The sequence below is a fragment of the Flavobacterium sp. KACC 22758 genome (assembly GCF_028736135.1).
GTDB lineage: Bacteria > Bacteroidota > Bacteroidia > Flavobacteriales > Flavobacteriaceae > Flavobacterium > Flavobacterium johnsoniae.
In genome coordinates, this window is sequence record NZ_CP117878.1 from 1,967,620 (window position 1) to 1,986,688 (window position 19,069).

General features: G+C 36.4%; 8 protein-coding genes. 6 read left to right on the forward strand and 2 right to left on the reverse strand.

Annotated features, from left to right (window positions below; genetic code table 11):
* The first annotated feature begins 21 nt into the window (after nucleotides 1-21).
* The 5 genes from PQ462_RS08530 to PQ462_RS08550 all read left to right on the forward strand — a co-directional run bounded on the left by PQ462_RS08530 (nucleotide 22) and on the right by PQ462_RS08550 (nucleotide 16,771).
* Nucleotides 22-10,908, forward strand: a complete 10,887-nt coding sequence (locus tag PQ462_RS08530; protein WP_274253115.1) for an Ig-like domain-containing protein — start codon at nucleotides 22-24, stop codon at nucleotides 10,906-10,908.
* A gap of 46 nt (nucleotides 10,909-10,954) precedes the next feature.
* Complete coding sequence (locus tag PQ462_RS08535; protein ID WP_274253116.1) at nucleotides 10,955-11,887, forward strand: PorP/SprF family type IX secretion system membrane protein; 933 nt, start codon at nucleotides 10,955-10,957, stop codon at nucleotides 11,885-11,887.
* An 11-nt stretch (nucleotides 11,888-11,898) separates the two neighbouring features.
* Nucleotides 11,899-13,836, forward strand: a complete 1,938-nt coding sequence (locus PQ462_RS08540; RefSeq protein ID WP_274253117.1) for an OmpA family protein — start codon at nucleotides 11,899-11,901, stop codon at nucleotides 13,834-13,836.
* A 246-nt stretch (nucleotides 13,837-14,082) separates the two neighbouring features.
* Complete coding sequence (gene ligA / locus PQ462_RS08545) at nucleotides 14,083-16,089, forward strand: NAD-dependent DNA ligase LigA (protein ID WP_274253118.1); 2,007 nt, start codon at nucleotides 14,083-14,085, stop codon at nucleotides 16,087-16,089.
* A 70-nt stretch (nucleotides 16,090-16,159) separates the two neighbouring features.
* Nucleotides 16,160-16,771, forward strand: a complete 612-nt coding sequence (locus PQ462_RS08550; RefSeq protein ID WP_274253119.1) for a lysoplasmalogenase family protein — start codon at nucleotides 16,160-16,162, stop codon at nucleotides 16,769-16,771.
* Here the strand turns inward: PQ462_RS08550 and PQ462_RS08555 are convergent.
* Nucleotides 16,757-17,668, reverse strand: coding sequence for a bifunctional metallophosphatase/5'-nucleotidase (locus PQ462_RS08555; RefSeq protein ID WP_274253120.1), 912 nt, complete (start codon nucleotides 17,666-17,668; stop codon nucleotides 16,757-16,759). The genes PQ462_RS08550 and PQ462_RS08555 overlap by 15 nt on opposite strands.
* 51 nt (nucleotides 17,669-17,719) lie before the next feature.
* Nucleotides 17,720-18,499 (reverse strand): 5'-nucleotidase C-terminal domain-containing protein, encoded by a 780-nt coding sequence (locus tag PQ462_RS08560; RefSeq protein WP_274253121.1) that lies wholly within the window; start codon nucleotides 18,497-18,499, stop codon nucleotides 17,720-17,722.
* A 46-nt stretch (nucleotides 18,500-18,545) separates the two neighbouring features.
* On the opposite strand from PQ462_RS08560, the gene PQ462_RS08565 reads away from it, so the two are divergent.
* Entirely contained in the window at nucleotides 18,546-19,058 is a 513-nt protein-coding gene (locus PQ462_RS08565) for a DUF6913 domain-containing protein (protein WP_443135210.1), read from the forward strand.
* The last annotated feature ends 11 nt before the right edge of the window (nucleotides 19,059-19,069 follow it).

A 19,069-nucleotide genomic window follows, 5' to 3' on the forward strand; every position in this document is an offset into this window, starting at 1 on the left:
CATTTTCTAATCTTCCAAATTATGAAAAAAAAATTTACTTTTTGTAGTCTCAGCTTCCAGAAGAGATTATTCGGACTATTATTTTTATTCTTATTATGCACTAATGCATTTTCGCAGACTATTTGCAGACCTGTGTCTCAAACTAATAGTCAGGGAGGTCTATTGTGTGTAGGTTTAAATGTTGATAGTCCCGCCAACGCTTATGACAGCGCTGGTTTAACAACTTTTGCAACCCTGACAAATGCTGTTGGTGTAGGTTGTTTCGTTGAAGAAACACTCACTTTAAGCCAGACAGCAAGAGCAGGTGACCAGATTGCTATTTATTTTGGTACCGGAAATGGTTTGCTTGACGTAGGATTGTTATCTAATGCGTCTCTTCAGGCTAAATTTTCGGGTACAAATGTAGGTTCAAGTGTGGCTTTAAATAGTCCGCTGTTGAACCTAAACTTGTTAAATGGCAATACTGTTGCTGTGGCAAAATTTGCTGTGACAGGTGATACTAATCAGATTCAAATTCAGGTTGGAGGTTTATTAAGCCTTTTAGTGAGTTTAAGAGTTTACGATGTGCGTTTAGAATTTGCACAGCCTACTGTAACAGGTGGTTTAACACAAACTGTTTGTTCAGGTTCTACTGCAGCACTTACAGCGACACCTGCCGCAGGTACAACACTTGCATGGTATAGTTCTGAGGCATCAACAACACCATTAGCAACAGGTAGTACCTATACAACTCCTGCTTTAACTGCGTCAACTACTTATTATATTGGTATTTCGAGAGCTGCAGGCTGTGAGGGGAATGTTCGTGTTCCTGTGATTCTAAATGTTTCAAATCCTGTTGCTCCTGCTGTAAATAATGCGGGAGCTTCAATTTGTTCTACAGGAGCAACCCAGCAAACAACTTTGACACTTTTAAATCCTATTCCGGGAACAACATATTCCTGGTATTCCGGACCAACTGGCGGAACTGCACTTGCATCAGGAACAACTTATTCTCCTACGGTTTCATTAGGAACAACAACTTTTTATGTTGGAGGTTCTATAGGAAGTTGTGTGAGCCCAACTCGTACAGCAGTAAATGTTGTTTCGACAGCAGTGCCGGCAGCGCCAACTGTTTTAACACAAAGTGTTACTATTCAATCAGGTCAGAATGCTACTTTAACAGCAACATCTTCTGAACCTGGGGCTCAATTAAATTGGTATGATGTTGCCACAGGCGGAACAGCGGTTGCTGCAAACATAGCTACTTTTACAACGCCAATTTTAACAGCAACAAAAATATATTATGTAGAAGCACAAAGCCCGAACGGTTTATGTCCTAGTGCTGCCAGAGTACCGGTTACTGTAACGGTTCAACCAGCTGCTTTAGGCGGATGTCTTGAAGCCAGCAGTCAGTTAACGGTTCAAAACGGATTGTGTCTACTGTGTAGTTCTGCAAATCCAAATAATTCTGTAGATGGAAATCCTGCTACAGCAGCGAGACTTAGTGTTCCGGTTGGGTTAATTAACGGTTGGGTTCAACAGACATTACAATTTAATAATCCTGGAAAAGCAGGTGATATTGTAGATGTGGAGCTAGAATTACCAGGCGGTATTGCAGATCTTTCTTTATTAGGAGCCGTTAGTTTGGCAACTTATAACGGAGCAACTTATAATAATGACAGAATTGCTATTAATAATCCGTTAATTACACTTCAATTATTATCAGGAAATCGTTTTAGAGCCAGTGTAGTTGCAGGAGCTAATTTTGATCGTGTTGAAATTCGATTAGGAGGTTTGGCTACTGTTTTAACAACAGCTGATATTTATCAGGCAACTTACAGATATAAAGCGCCTGTAATTACAGGAAATACAACTATTTGCAGTGGAGCGACTACAACATTAACTGCTGCTCTTGCGGTAGGTGAAACTGTGAATTGGTATAGTGCAGCTACAGGAGGAACTTCGTTAGCTTCTACAGCTGCGTTTACAACTCCGGCTTTAACAGCACCAACAACATATTATGTTGAAATAACAAGAAATGGTTGTGTGAATAGTGAAAGAAATCCAGTTCAGGTATTGATACAAAATCCTGTACTGCCTACAGTTACTCCATCACCATCGAGCATTTGTAACGGACAGTCTACAACTTTAACAGTTGATATACCAGTTGCAGGTACTACTTATAATTGGTACGATGCGGCAACGGGAGGTAATTTAGTATTTACAGGAACGGCGTATACAACGCCAGCTTTGACTGCTAATGTAACATATTATGTAGAAGCAGTTGTAGGCGGTTGTTCAACTCCAACTCGTACTGCGGTTCCGCTGACAGTTAATCCTTTGCCTGCGGTACCAACTTTTGCGTCAACAGATGTAATTATACAATCTGGACAAACTATTACTTTGGCTGTTCAGAATCCGGTGGCGGGTGTTAGATACAATTGGTACGATGTTCCAACTGGTGGTGCTTCTGTTGCATTTGATACAACAACTTTTACACCTAGCCCGGCTTTAACTGCTAATAAAACGTATTATGTTGAAGCAGTTAATGTGGGTACTGATTGTACTAATTTAACAAGAGGTGTAATTAATGTTATTGTTATAGCTAATACAAGTACTTGTTTGCAAGCTGGTACACAGGCAACATCTACAGATGGTGTATTATGTGGTTTATGTACAGCTCTTACTCCAAATGATTCTGTAGATGGTAATATTAATTCGTATGCACATCTTTCTGTACCGCTTGGAGTAGGCGGATTCATTCAGCAGCAATTGATTTTTGCTAATCCGGGTCAGGCAGGAGATATTATTGATGTGGAATTAGAAGTTCCAGGAGGTCTTTTAGATATCAGTCTTTTATCTAATATTACTTTGGCAACTTATAACGGAGCAACTTATAACAACGATAGAATTTCTGTCAATAACAATTTATTAAATATCCAATTGTTGTCAGGAAATAAATTTAAAGCAAGCTTTACTACAGCAGCTGCATTTGATCGAATTGAAGTAAGATTAGGAGGTCTGGCTACAGTATTAAGCAATTTATACATTTATCAGGCGGCATACAGATTTCCAAATGCAACTGTAACGGGTGCTGCAAATCCAATTTGTTCTGGTCAGACAGCTTCTTTAACAGCATCTTCTACAGGAACAGAAACTTTTACCTGGTATGATGCTCCAACAGGAGGAAATATTGTTGCAGTTAATCCAACTGCTGCATTAACTTCTACTACAACTTTTTATTTACAAGGAACACGAGGCAGTACTTGCGAGAATAGCTTACGTCAGGGAGTTACAGTAACTGTATTGCTAATTCCTACAGATGCCGATGTTGTAGTTGCAACACCAGTTGAAGCTACTTGTACAGGACAAGCTGTTATAGCTCCAACAACAACTATTGCAGGAGCAGAGTTTAGATATTATACAGATCAAAATAAAACAACTCAAATTGTCAACGGAAGCGTAATTGGCGGTGTAACATTTGCAATAGATGCTTCTACGGGCGCACTTTCATTAACTGGTGTAACTGCTTCTGGAACCAATTATTTTGTTTCTATTTTAAATGGAGGTACTTGTGAAAATGTAAACGGTTCATTAAAAGAAGTTACAGTAAATTTACCTTCAACAACTACTTTGACAGTTAATGCTGCTTTGACAGGTTGTGGAAGTGCTAATTTAAGAAACGCAATTACTAACTTTGATTCAACAGGAAATACTACTTATACTTTCTATGATCCTTCAAATAATGTAATTACTTCAGATGCTGCTTCAAATATTACTGTAGGCGGGAATTATTCAATCGAAGCCCAGCTTACTGGTGATACTTGTCCTTCTGTTAGACAAACTGTAGCAGTAACGATCAATGCTTTACCAAGTATAGTGGTAACGAATCCACAGGAATCTGTAAATGTAGGTACAAATGTTACTTTACAAGCAACTTCTACAGCGCCAATCACTTGGTTTGATCCGCAGGGAAATGCTTTGCCAGGAACATCAACAGGTGCATTAAATACACCGGGAGTTTATACTTATACTGCAGTCGCTAATGACGGAACTTGTACAGCAACTGCAACAAAAATAATTAACGTTATAAACCTTAGCAGTTGTAAATCATTAACAGAAAGAGTTTATGCAACGGCACAGACATCTGGTTCAATAGTTACTGGAAATGTTACTAATGGAGGAAGTGCAGTTGACGGAAACCCACAGACTTATTCTACAATTACTACAGGTTTAGGACTTTTAGGAGTAGGTACAACATGGCAGAATTTAACCTGGCCAAGTGTTATTACTAAAGGAACACCGGTAACGATTAAATTAGGATCTGAATACAGCTTATTGGCTGTTGGTCAAAATTTATCAGTAATTGGAACTATTGGAGGTGTTGATATTGGAGCAATGCAGTCAGTATCAGGATCTTTATTGAACTTAATTTCAGGAGATAATACTTATGAGTTCACTTTTGTTCCTTCAGATGCATCTGGGCCACAAGCTTATGACGGAATTCGTATTCAGTCGGCTTCTGTTTTAAGTGTTGCTCAAAATACAAAAGTATTCGATGCTCATTATAATACATCAGTTCCATCTGTAGCATGTACTCCGGGAGATATTCGTGATATTTTCTATGGAGCAACAGATATGGGACTTCCAGTTGGGGCAGTTACAGCAACTGTAGGGGTAAGTGATGCATGGAATATTGCTGACAATGATATTACCACTTTTGCTACAATGTATAGTACAATTGGAGTAGCTGCTGCATCAGATTTAACTGTAGAATTTAAAACACCTTCAGTTGTAAGCGATACATTAAGAATTGTTGTTTCAAAACCAGGAACACTTTTAGATGTTAACTTATTGACTGGATTTTCAATTCAGCGTTATTTAGGAAGTGTTCCAGTTGGAGCACCAATTCAAAATACTAGTACATTATTAAGTTTAAGATTATTGCCGGGAAATACAATGGCAATGGTTTTGGTTTCTTCACCAACAGAATCTTATGACAGAGTAAGAATTCGTTTTGGAGGAGTTGCAGGAGTTTTAGATTTCTTACGAGTACATACCGTAGAAAGAGTAGCTAATACAACAGTTGTAGGAGCTGACCCTCAAAATAAAATAATAGTCTGTCCGGGTTCAACGATAACACTTCAAATACCCGAAGAAGCCTGTTCAACTTATATTTGGTACGATTCGCCAACTGGAGGAGCTTCGGTTGCAACAGGACCAAGTTTTACAGTTCCAGCCAATTTAACAGCAGGAATTTACAAATATTATGTACAGCCGGTACGTTATGGCTGTGAAGCCTTTACAAGAGGTGAAGTTACTGTTGAAGTAAAAGCTTCTGCTCCGGTAAATGCTTTAACAGATATTACTTTAAACGGAGGAACTACAACGTCAATTTGTTCTCCTTCAGGAACAGTGACTTTAGCGACAAGTTTAAGCGGAACACCAGTTGTAACTAATCCAGTTTATTATTGGTATAGCTTTAACGGAACTACAAGTCAGTTAATTCCGGGAGAAACAACTGCACAATTAATCGTAAACGGATTAGCTCCGGGAACTTATACCTATTATGTAGGAGTTAGTTCAGATCAATTTTGTGAAACAGCTGCAGCAGATAGAAAACAAATTACGTTTACAATTCTGCCTCCTTCAATTGCAAATGATATAGTAGTTGATGATATAACAGTTTGTCACGATGTACCTGCTTCATTAACTCCAACTGCACCAACATTAACAAATCCGGTATTTACCTGGTATTTGGATGCAGCTAAAACACAGCCAATAACCAATGGTGCAGTTATAGCCGGCGTTACTTATACAACTGATCCGGTTACTGGTGTTTTAACTGCAGTAGGTTTAACAAAAGCAGTAAGCCCAATAACATATTATGCTGCTGTTGCAAGTGCTAATACTTGTGAAAATCTAGCAGGAACATTGCAAGATGCAGTAATCATTATTAGTGATCCAAGTACACCAACATTAACAAATCCAGGAGATCAAAACTTCTGTTTGGTAAATGCACCAACTTTTGCGAGTATTTTACTAAATGAGTCTAATATTGCATGGTATACTGCTGCAACTGGAGGAACTCCAATTGCTTTAACAGATGCCTTAACAACTGGAGTTTATTATGTAGGTCATATTGATCCTGTTACTTTATGTGAAAGTTCAACAAGATTAGCTGTAACAGTAAATGTTAATGATCCGGGAATACCAACATTAGTAACAGCAGGAACACAAAACTTCTGTTTGGTAAATTCACCAACTTTTGCCAGTGTTCAGTTTAATGAAACCAATATTGTTTGGTACACAGCATTAACAGGCGGAACAGCGATTCCATCAACAACAGCTTTAACAAGCGGTACATATTATGCTGCTATCAGTGATCCGACAACAGGCTGTGAAAGCGCAGTAAGATTAGCAGTAACGATCAATGTTAATGATCCTGGCACACCAACATTAGTAACAGCAGGAACACAAAACTTCTGTTTGGTAAATTCACCAACTTTTGCCAGTGTTCAGTTTAATGAAACCAATATTGTCTGGTATACAGCATTAACAGGCGGAACTGCAATTCCATCAACAACAGCTTTAACAAGCGGTACATATTATGCTGCTATCAGTGATCCGACAACAGGCTGTGAAAGCGCAGTAAGATTAGCGGTAACAATCAATGTAAGTGATCCTGGCACACCAACATTAGTAACAGCAGGAACACAAAACTTCTGTTTGGTAAATGCACCAACTTTTGCGAGTGTTCAGTTTAATGAAGCAAACATTGTTTGGTATACAGCATTAACAGGCGGAACAGCGATTCCATCAACAACAGCTTTAACAAGCGGTACATATTATGCTGCAATCAGCGATCCGACATCAGGCTGTGAAAGTGCAGTAAGATTAGCGGTAACAATCAATGTAAGTGATCCTGGCACACCAACATTAGTAACAGCAGGAACACAAAACTTCTGTTTGGTAAATGCACCAACTTTTGCGAGTGTTCAGTTTAATGAAGCAAACATTGTTTGGTATACAGCATTAACAGGCGGAACAGCGATTCCATCAACAACAGCTTTAACAAGCGGTACATATTACGCTGCTATCAGTGATCCAACAACAGGCTGTGAAAGTGCAGTAAGATTAGCGGTAACGATCAATGTAAGTGATCCTGGCACACCAACATTAGTAACAGCAGGAACACAAAACTTCTGTTTGGTAAATGCACCGACTTTTGCGAGTGTTCAATTTAATGAAGCCAATATTGTCTGGTACACAGCATTAACAGGCGGAACAGCGATTCCATCAACAACAGCTTTAACAAGCGGTACATACTACGCAGCAATCAGCGATCCGGCAACAGGCTGTGAAAGCGCAGTAAGATTAGCTGTAACGATCAATGTAAGCGATCCTGGCACACCAACATTAGTAACGGCAGGAACACAAAACTTCTGTTTGGTAAATGCACCAACTTTTGCAAGTGTTCAGTTTAATGAAGCCAATATTGTCTGGTATACAGCATTAACAGGCGGAACTGCAATTCCATCAACAACAGCTTTAACAAGCGGTACATATTACGCAGCAATCAGCGATCCGGCAACAGGCTGTGAAAGCGCAGTAAGATTAGCAGTAACGATCAATGTTAATGATCCTGGCACACCAACATTAGTAACAGCAGGAACACAAAACTTCTGTTTGGTAAATGCACCGACTTTTGCCAGTGTTCAGTTTAATGAAGCTAATATTGTTTGGTACACAGCATTAACAGGCGGAACAGCGATTCCATCAACAACAGCTTTAACAAGCGGAACATACTACGCAGCGATCAGCGATCCGGCAACAGGCTGTGAAAGCGCAGTAAGATTAGCTGTAACAATCAATGTAAGCGATCCGGGAACACCAACATTAGTAACAGCAGGCACTCAAAACTTCTGTTTGGTAAATGCACCAACTTTTGCCAGTGTTCAGTTTAATGAAGCCAATATTGTTTGGTACACAGCATTAACAGGCGGAACAGCGATTCCATCGACAACAGCTTTAACAAGCGGTACATACTACGCAGCTATCAGCGATCCAACAACAGGCTGTGAAAGTGCAGTAAGATTAGCAGTAACAATCAATGTAAGCGATCCTGGTACACCAACATTAGTAACAGCAGGAACACAAAACTTCTGTTTGGTAAATACACCAACTTTTGCCAGTGTTCAGTTTAATGAAGCTAATATTGTTTGGTACACAGCATTAACAGGCGGAACAGCGATTCCATCAACAACAGCTTTAACAAGCGGAACATACTACGCAGCAATCAGCGATCCGGCAACAGGATGTGAAAGCGCAGTAAGATTAGCGGTAACAATTAATGTAAGCGATCCTGGCACACCAACATTAGTAACAGCAGGAACACAAAACTTCTGTTTGGTAAATGCACCAACTTTTGCCAGTGTTCAGTTTAATGAAGCTAACATTGTTTGGTACACAGCATTAACAGGCGGAACAGCGATTCCATCGACAACAGCTTTAACAAGCGGTACATACTACGCAGCTATCAGCGATCCGGCAAAAGGCTGTGAAAGTGCAGTAAGATTAGCTGTAACAATCAATGTAAGCGATCCGGGTACACCAACATTAGTAACAGCAGGAACACAAAACTTCTGTTTGGTAAATGCACCGACTTTTGCCAGTGTTCAGTTTAATGAAACCAATATTGTTTGGTACACAGCATTAACAGGCGGAACAGCGATTCCATCGACAACAGCTTTAACAAGCGGTACATACTACGCAGCTATCAGCGATCCGGCAACAGGATGTGAAAGCGCAGTAAGATTAGCGGTAACAATTAATGTAAGCGATCCTGGCACACCAACATTAGTAACAGCAGGAACACAAAACTTCTGTTTGGTAAATGCACCAACTTTTGCCAGTGTTCAGTTTAATGAAGCTAACATTGTTTGGTACACAGCATTAACAGGCGGAACAGCGATTCCATCGACAACAGCTTTAACAAGCGGTACCTATTATGCAGCGATCAGTGATCCGGCTACAGGCTGTGAAAGTAACACAAGATTATCAGTATCAGTTAACGTAACAGATCCGGTTACGCCAACAACTAGTAATGCTTCTCAAACTTTCTGTTCTGGAACTACACCAACTGTTGCTAGTATTCAGGTAAACGAAGCTAATGTAATTTGGTTCAGCACTCCAACAGGAGGAACACCAATTGCTTCTACAACAGTATTAGCAAGCGGTACTTATTATGGCGCAATATTAGATCCAGCAACAGGATGTTCAAGCAGCGTGAGATTACCAATCGCGGTTACTGTTGGAAATACAATTAATCCAACAACAAACAATGCTTCTCAAACTTTCTGTTCAACAGCAGTACCAACAGTTGCTAATATTCAGGTAAATGAAAGCGGCGTAACCTGGTTCAGCAGTGCTGCAGGCGGAACAGCAATTCCAGCAAACACACCTTTAGTATCAGGTCTTTATTACGGAAATATTGTAGATCCGATAACGGGATGCGAAAGCTCAACTCGTCTGGTAGTAACAGTTACAGTATCAAATCCAAGTCCAACACCAACAACAACTGATACAACACAAGATTTCTGTACTTTGAATACACCAACAATTGCCAGTATTCAGGTAAATGAAGCAAATGTAATCTGGTACAGCACAGCAACAGGCGGAACAGCGATTCCATCAACAACAGCTTTAGCAACAGGAACTTATTACGGTGCAGTTGCAAGCACAATAAATTGTGAGAATCCAGTGAGATTAGCCGTTGCCGTTACTGTAAATACTCCGGGTACTGTTACAACGCCTAAAACAACACAAACATTCTGCTTATCAGCACTTCCAACAATTGCAAGTATTTTGGTAAACGAACCAAATGTAGTTTTCTACGCAACAGCGACAGGAGGAACACCATTGGCACCAAATACAGCACTTACAGCAGCTACATATTATGCAGCTTTATTAAGTAATACAACTAATGGCTGCGAAAGTGCCGGAAGATTAGGTATTACAGTAAACTTTGAAAATGATGCTTTAGTGCAGCTTACAACTAATGATGATACTCCATGTGTTTTCAAAGGTGTAACGTATTCAATTGCAAATGGAAAATCAGATTATGTGTGGACAATTACAAACGGAACTATTCTTTCAGGTGGAGGAAATGCAGACGGAACTGTAACAGTTTCATGGTCAGATATTGGTCCGGGAAGAGTAGAGGTTTCTTACATCAACAACTGTAACGAAAACACAACGAAATTCCTAAATGTAAATGTGGCAACTTGTTCTGATATCACAATTACCAATGTAGTAGATAACCCGACTCCTAATTTTGGAGAACATGTAACGTTTACTATAACAGTAAATAATGTAGGCGAGGGAAGTTTCATAAACACAATAGTTAGTGAAATACTGCCAAGCGGATACGATTTAGTAAGCTTTAATACAACAGGCGGTACATACGATCCTGCAACACAGCTTTGGACAATACCTGCTTTAGCCTCAGGTCAGAGTCTGGTTCTTACAATAGTTGCAGAAGTATTGCCAAGCGGAAATTATCTAAATGTTGCTGCTATAGAAATTTCAACTCCTTTAGATGTTGATGCGGCAAACAATTCAGCTTCAGCTTCAGTAGAGCCAATCTGTTTAACAGTTTACAACGAGTTTACACCAAACAATGACGGCGCAAATGATCTGTTTAGAATTGATTGTATCGAATCATATCCAAACAATGAATTGAAAGTATTTAATAGATATGGTGCATTAGTTTACAGCAAACAACATTATGAAAACGACTGGGACGGAACAGCAAATGTATCCGGAGTTGTAAATAGAGGAGATATGCTGCCAACAGGTACTTATTTTTATGTGATTACCATTGGAGATGGAACGGTTAAAAAAGGATGGTTATCAATTATGAGATAAGCATTTCAATTAATCATCTAATTAATTAAACTAAATAAGTATCGTTATGAAACTATATATAAAACCATTAGAAACGTATTTCATTTTAATATGTTCTTTTATTACAATATGTGCCAGTGCACAGCAAGATCCCGAGTATACACAATATATGTATAACACAATGGCGGTAAATCCGGCTTATGCCGGGTCTACCGGTACATTAGAAGCCACACTTTTGCACCGTTCACAATGGGTGGGAATTTCAGGAGCTCCAGAAACACAGTCATTCTCTATTCATGGCCCGCTTCGAAACGAAAAAGTGGGTTTAGGATTAAGCGTTGTCAATGACAAAATTGGTCCTTCAAACGAATTATACCTTGACGGAAACTTCTCTTATTCATTGCCTCTGGGTTATGAAAAAAGATTAGCATTTGGTCTTAAAGCTGGTATGAGAATGCTGAACATCGATTGGTCTAAAGGAAAATATTATGATAATACAGACGTTCTTTTGAATCAAAATATCGACAATCAGATGAAATTAGCAGTTGGAGCAGGGGTTTACTATTATACAGAAAAATGGTATTTAGGATTCTCAATTCCAAGCTTTATAGAAAATAACTATTATGATGATGTTCAGGAATCTATAGATTATGATCGTTTACATTATTATTTAATGGGAGGTTATGTTTTTGATTTGAATCCAAATTTAAAGTTCAAACCAGCATTTTTAGTAAAAGCAGTAAATGGGGCACCGCTTACTGCTGACGTATCGGCGAACTTTATGATTAATGAAAAGTTTGTTATTGGAGGATCATACAGAACAGATGATTCGATCAGTATTTTGGCAGGTTTTCAAATATCACCAAGTTTTTATCTCGGATATGCTTTTGATTACACAGTAGGCGGATTGAATAAATACAACGATGGAACACATGAGTTCATCCTGCGTTATTCGCTTAACAAAAATCAAAGCAAAATCAAGTCTCCTCGATTCTTCTAAAAACAAAACATATGAAAAAATTATATATCCTGAGTTTAGTCTTGAGCATTACGTTTAGTTTTGCTCAAAAGACTAATTTAAAACAAGCCGATGCCTTGTTTAGAAATTATTCATATGCCGATGCTTCAAAAGCCTATGAAGAAATTTTGCAGAACATCAAAAATCCTACGGCTCAAACCTTAAAAAATGCTGCCGATTCGTATTACTTTATTTCAGATGCACGAAATGCACTTAAATGGTATAAAAAACTATACGAAGTTCAGGGGAATAATTTAACCGATATTTACTATCTGCGTTATATTCAATCTATGAAAGCAGTTATGGATTATGATGAAGCTGATAGAGTTACAAAAGAATATCTCGATAAAAAAGGCGATAAAAAAGAGATCAACCGTTATGTTGTCCAAAAGAAACAGCTGGACAGTTTAGCAAAATCAAAATCGCTTTATCAGATTAAAAATCTGGATATTAATACCAGTAAATCTGATTTTGGAGCAACATTTTTTGGAGATAAAATCGTTTTTACATCAGCAAGAGATACTACTAAATTTAGTGAAAAACTCTATACATGGAACAATCAGCCTTTTTTGAATTTATATGTTTCAGAAAGAAATCCGGCTGATGGAAGTTTGTTTAATGAAAAACTTTTTCTTCCAAATGTCATGAGCAAATATCACGAAGCTACGGCAAGTTTCGATCCAAGCGGGAAAACCATTTATTATTCGACAAACATTGTAAAGAAAAATAAATTGGTAGTCGATGGAGATAAAGTCAACAATTTTCAAATTGTAAAAGGCACAATTGTAGATAATAAGTTAGAAAATCCTCAAAATGTTTTCTTTGACAATGACGATTACTCAGTTGGACATCCTTGTTTAAGCGAAGACGGACAATGGCTCTTCTTTGCATCAGATATGCCGGGAGGTTTTGGTGAAACCGATTTGTATGTGGTAAAAATTGCTGCCGATGGAACAATGAGTTCTCCATTAAATTTAGGACCAAATATCAATACAATGGGAAATGAGGTTTTTCCTTATTACAGAAACGGAATGCTGTATTTTTCTTCAGACGGACATTATGGTTTAGGTGATTTAGATGTTTACGAAAGCAAATTTTTAGCCGATGGAAATTTTACAACCCCTAGAAATCTTGGCGCACCAATAAACAGTAACAAAGATGATTTTACTTATGTTGTTGATAAAGCAGATACTTATGGTTATGTTTCATCAAATAGAGCAGGAGGAAAAGGGGATGATGATATTTATTCATTTGTAAAAGGTAAACCCGTTTGCAACCAAAGTATTTCAGGGATTGCAGTTGACAGAAAAACGAAACTTCCTTTAACAGATGTTACCATTATGGCTTACAACTCTTTTAAAGAAGTGCTTGGAGAAACAAAAACCAATTACGAAGGAAAATATGCAATTGTTGTTCCATGTAATAAAGTTGTAAATATGATTGCGGCAAAGCCAAATTATAGCAGCGAAGAAAAAACAGTAGAAACAACAAAAGAAAACGAAGGCGAAATAAAAGATGTCAACTTCGAACTAAGCAACTACGACGATTTGGTAGTTAAAAAGAGAGGCGTAGAAATGGTAGATGTTCAGCCTATTTATTTTGATTATGACAAATACGATATTACGCCAAAAGCTATTGAAGAATTGACCAAAGTTGTTTTCATCATGCAGAAATTTCCAAACATTAAAATTAAAATAGAATCACATACAGATTCTCGTGGAAAAGATTCCTATAACTTAAAACTTTCAGACAACAGAGCCAAGTCAACAAGAGATTATATTCTCTCACAAGGCATTGATGCTTCAAGAATTGAAAGTGCCATTGGTTACGGTGAAAGCCGATTAATCAATAAATGTAAAAACGGAGTGAAATGTACTGAAGAAGAACATTTATTAAACAGACGCTCTGACTTTATCATTATTCAAAAATAGTACTATATTTGCACTCTAATAATTTGATTATCAGTATAAAAGTATAGAACGTAGAAACCATTTGGAAGTTGGTTTTTTTAAATTCTTTTTTAAGAATAATGGACAAGGAGAAAATCAGGCCGCATATTTTGCAGCCTGATTTTTGATTTTATAAAACTTTCAAATTTTAATGTTTTTGAATTAAAATAATCCTAATTTTGATATTCAAATTACTTTCAAATCAAATCAGCATTATTTTAATATTATATGAATATTCAGGAAACCATTCAAACATTAAGAGAAGAACTTAATCAGCACAATTACAATTACTATGTGCTGGATAACGCCACAATTTCTGATTACGATTTTGATATCAAATTAAAAGAACTGCAGGATTTAGAAAACAAACATCCTGAATTTTTTGACGAAGATTCACCAACACAAAGAGTCGGCGGATCAGTAACAAAAAACTTCAAAACCATAGCGCACCAATACAGAATGTATTCGCTTGATAATTCCTATTCTAAAGAAGATCTAATAGATTGGGAAAACAGAATTCAGCGTGTATTAGGTAACGTTAATTTACAATATACCTGCGAATTAAAATACGATGGAGCCTCAATCAGCATTTCATACCAAAATGGAAAATTAGTTCAGGCGCTTACACGCGGCGATGGTTTTCAAGGAGATGAGGTTACCAATAATATTAAAACCATCAAATCTATTCCGTTAAAATTAAAAGGAGATTATCCAGAAAGATTTGATATACGAGGAGAAATAATCCTTCCTTTTGCCGGTTTCGAAAAAATGAATCAGGAACTAATCGAAATTGGAGAAACCCCATATTCAAACCCAAGAAATACAGCTTCCGGAAGTTTAAAATTACAAGACAGTGCAGAAGTGGCGAAACGTCCTCTTGAATGTCTTTTATATACTGTTGCAGGAAATAATCTTCCTTTTAAAACTCAATTTGAAGGATTAGAATCGGCCAGAAAATGGGGATTCAAAGTGCCAAATGAAGCCAAACTGGTAAACAGTATGCAGGAAGTTTTTGATTTTATTGACTATTGGGATGTTCACCGCCATAAATTACCTTATGAGACAGACGGTGTTGTTATAAAAGTAAACAGCATTCATTCTCAGGAAGAACTTGGATACACGGCAAAATCACCACGCTGGGCCATTGCCTACAAATTCAAATCAGAACAGGCTTCAACAAAATTAAAATCAATATCGTATCAGGTTGGGCGTACAGGAGCTATTACTCCAGTTGCCAATCTAGAACCTGTGCAGCTGGCAGGAACTATTGTAAAAAGAGCTTCACTTCACAATGCAGATCAAATTGAAAAATTAGACATTAGAATAAATGATACCGTTTTTGTTGAAAAAGGCGGAGAAATTATTCCTAAAATTATTGCCGTAGATCTGGAAAAACGTCCTGAAAATTCAGAAGTTACACAATACATAACACATTGTCCTGAGTGTGAGACTGAATTAGTTCGAAATGCTGGAGAAGCCAACCATTACTGCCCGAATTTTTATGGATGCCCGCCGCAGATTATCGGAAGAATCCAGCATTATATTTCAAGAAAAGCAATGGATATTGAAGGACTCGGAGGAGAAACCGTTGCTTTATTATTCAAAAACGGCTTAGTTCACAACTATGCAGATTTATATGAATTAAAAGTAGAAGATATTCTTCATTTAGAAAGAATGGCACAAAAATCTGCTGAAAATTTGGTAAACGGTGTAGAAAAATCAAAAGAAATTCCATTTGAAAGCGTTCTTTTTGCGCTTGGAATTCGTTTTGTTGGAGAAACCGTAGCCAAAAAGCTAGCCAAACATTATAAAAACATAGACGCTTTAAGCCAGGCTTCATTAATGGATTTAATTCTGGTTGATGAAATTGGAGAAAGAATTGCCAGAAGCGTTATCGAATTTTTCGAAAACGAAGAAAATAAAATCATAATCGAACGATTAAAAAAATACGGTATTCAGTTTGAAACCGTAGAAAGAGTCAACCCAAATGCTACCGAGAAATTTATTGGAAAAACTTTTGTAGTTTCAGGAGTTTTCAGCCAATTTTCAAGAGATGAATTAAAGAAAGCAATCGAAGACAACGGAGGAAAAGTAGGAAGTTCAATTTCTGCAAAAACCGACTTTGTGGTAGCAGGAGATAATATGGGACCAGCTAAATTAGAAAAAGCAACAAAATTAAATATTCCTATACTATCTGAAGACGAATTTATAACCAAACTTAATGAAAGCGAATAAGCCCTCGTTGATTTTATTTTTCTTGTCATTACTGTTTACAATCATATTTGATTGTACTAAACAGGACTTCATGGCTATCTATGCCAAAGCAATAGTATTACCCGCTATTTTTATTTATTTTTTTATCAGTAATGAATTTAAAATAAAGAAGACAGAAGGTTTAATATTCCTGTTTTGCTTTATTGGGCAGGTTTTTGATTTGATGGATGTTGAGGTTTCAGAGATTGGCGGTGTAATAAGCTTTCTTATTGTATATTCATTAATCCTGCTCCTTTTTATCAGAGAACACGAAAGAATAAAACTCGTAAAAAAAGACATACTGCCAATTTCAATAGTAGTCGTATTTATTGTTTATCTGCTTATTTCTGTACTCAGTATGAAATTTGATAATATGCAGAATTTCAATATAATTTATATATTATACGGAATTGTGCTAAGCTTAATAAGCTATTTTTCATTTGTAAGCTACATTACCAAAGGGACATTTATTACATTGTTAATGTCCCTAATGGCAGTAAGTTATATATTTTCGGATATATTTTACATCTTCAATCAATACTTTTCCTATTCAGTTGTACTGGTTTTAATTCGTGATGTAACACAAATTCTAGCTTATTATTTTATGGTAGAATATTTTCTTGAAAAAACTAAAAAGAAACGAAGAGCCTTATACAACAATTGATCTGGCTTGGTTGCTGTGTGCTTTATCTTTATCAAAATAAAAATCGATACGGCCTAAATTAATTCCGTAACATCCAACCTGATTTACCAGTACCTCTTGTCCTGCTTTATTTTTTACAATTGTAGGTTTGTCAAGAAAAGTATGCGTGTGGCCGCCAATAATCAAATCAATATCCTGTGTAAGTTCAGCAAATTTTAAATCTGAAATCTTATTTTCTTCATCTTTATATTTATATCCAAGGTGCGAAAGGCAGATAACCAAATCACATTTTTCTTCTTTCTTTAATAATTGCGTCATATCCTGAGCAATTTCAACAGGATCATTATAAACAGTTTCCTTATATAATTGTTTGTCAACTAAACCCTGAAGTTCAATTCCTACACCAAAAACACCAACCTTAATTCCGTTTTTATTAAAGATTTTATACGGTTTAACAAGGCCGTTCATAACCGTATTTTTAAAATCGTAATTAGAATTTATAAATTCAAAAGTCGCATGAGGCATTTGAGCATACAAACCATCAAGACCATTATCAAAATCATGATTTCCAATTGTCGAAGCATCATATTTCATCATGCTCATCAGTTTGAACTCAAGTTCACCGCCGTAATAATTAAAATACGGAGTTCCCTGAAAAATATCTCCTGCATCTAATAAAAGCACATTTGGGTTTTCCTGACGAATAGTTTCAATAAGTGCTGCACGGCGAGAAACACCGCCTTTGTTTGGATTACGAGGATCATCAGCCGGAAAAGGATCAATATGACTGTGAACATCGTTAGTATGAAGAACAGTTAAGTGTTTAATATCGTTAGTTTCAAAACTGCTCAAAGACAATCCTAAACTTAATAAGGCAGTACTTGCAGCTGTTTTTTCGATAAATTCTCTTCTTTTCATCTTGTATATTTTTTGCGTAAGCGCTTTTTATTTTTTCTTAATTTGATTTCTTTATTCTTCTGTAATTCTAATATCTTTTGATACCGGGATTGTCTTAACTTGTTTAAAATAATCAATCAGCACATTTCGAAGTTTATAATTCAAATCAAATTTCTGTGTGTTTTTTGCGAAAAAACTCATATTGTCACCACCATTTGCTAAATAATCATTCGTAGCAACATAATATGTTTTGTTTACATCAAAAGGTTTGCCTTGTATCAAAATATTTTTAACAGTTTTATCTTTTGCAATAGTAAAAGTCATACCAGATAAAGGCTGTGCTTTTTGTGTTTTAATAAAATAAGAAGTTATTTCAAGAACTTGCTCACCTTTTAATGCCAGTACAACTAAATTATTTTCAAACGGCATAATTTCAAAAGCACTTCTGCTGGTAACATTTCCTTTTGGAAGACCAGCTCTGATACCTCCAAAATTTAAAAGGCAGAAATCAATGGTTTTGTTTTCTCTGGATTTAAAAATAATATCACCACGCTGTACACAAGCATCAGCAAGCATGTTGCCAATAGTAGTCTGCCATTTCCCCGAGTTTTTATCTAAATTTTCAGGGCAGTAGGCAAGAACACTGTCCAGATCTTTATTAATATGATCACGATAAGGCTTAATAAATTTTTCAATTTCAGGAGTTTCGGTACCTTTTTTTGTAACCGGAATCTGTTTTCCTTCTATTTTCGTTAAATTATAGTTCTTGTTGCTGCAAGAGATTATTGAAAATAGTGTTAAGAATATAACAAAAAGTTTTAAAAATCGGTTATACTTTTTTAGTTTTACCATCTTAAATGCGGCTTAAATAATTAATTTTGTAATTTGTAAAAGTACTATGTTTTTAAATTATATAAAGGAATTTTTTGTAAAAAAATCATTAAAAAATAACTTGAATATTGTCAAAAACGAAGTCTTTACCAGCAATATTCAAACGGTTGGTTTATTGGTAGATGAAACACAATTTCGTTATTCAAAAGAACTGATAAAAGAATTAATATCGAATGGAATTGCCGAAGAAAATATAAAAATTGTCGCGTACAGACGTAAGTTCAAAAAGAAAAAAATATATTCAAAACCCACTTTTGGCAGAAAACATATAGACTGGAGAGGGCAGGTAACCGAAGCATTTTTAAGTGAATTTATAGATACAGAATTTGATCTTTTGATTAGTTATTATGAAGTTGAAACACCTATTTTGATGATGCTCACAAGCAAATCAAAAGCAAAATTTAAAGTAGGATTTTCATCAGTCGATAAAAAACTAAATCGATGGATGATAGAAACGACAACAGCAGAGTATAAACTTTTCATTTCAGAATTGTTTAGATATTTAAAAAGTTTAAAATAAAATTATAAATC

Coding starts and splice junctions, on each gene's coding strand:
- PQ462_RS08530 (WP_274253115.1), top strand. CDS start 22: ATGAAAAAAAAATTTACTTTTTGTAGTCTCAGCTTCCAGAAGAGATTA.
- ligA (WP_274253118.1), top strand. CDS start 14,083: ATGAATATTCAGGAAACCATTCAAACATTAAGAGAAGAACTTAATCAG.
- PQ462_RS08550 (WP_274253119.1), top strand. CDS start 16,160: ATGGCTATCTATGCCAAAGCAATAGTATTACCCGCTATTTTTATTTAT.
- PQ462_RS08565 (WP_443135210.1), top strand. CDS start 18,546: ATGTTTTTAAATTATATAAAGGAATTTTTTGTAAAAAAATCATTAAAA.
- PQ462_RS08555 (WP_274253120.1), bottom strand. CDS start 17,668: ATGAAAAGAAGAGAATTTATCGAAAAAACAGCTGCAAGTACTGCCTTA.
- PQ462_RS08560 (WP_274253121.1), bottom strand. CDS start 18,499: ATGGTAAAACTAAAAAAGTATAACCGATTTTTAAAACTTTTTGTTATA.
- PQ462_RS08535 (WP_274253116.1), top strand. CDS start 10,955: ATGAAACTATATATAAAACCATTAGAAACGTATTTCATTTTAATATGT.
- PQ462_RS08540 (WP_274253117.1), top strand. CDS start 11,899: ATGAAAAAATTATATATCCTGAGTTTAGTCTTGAGCATTACGTTTAGT.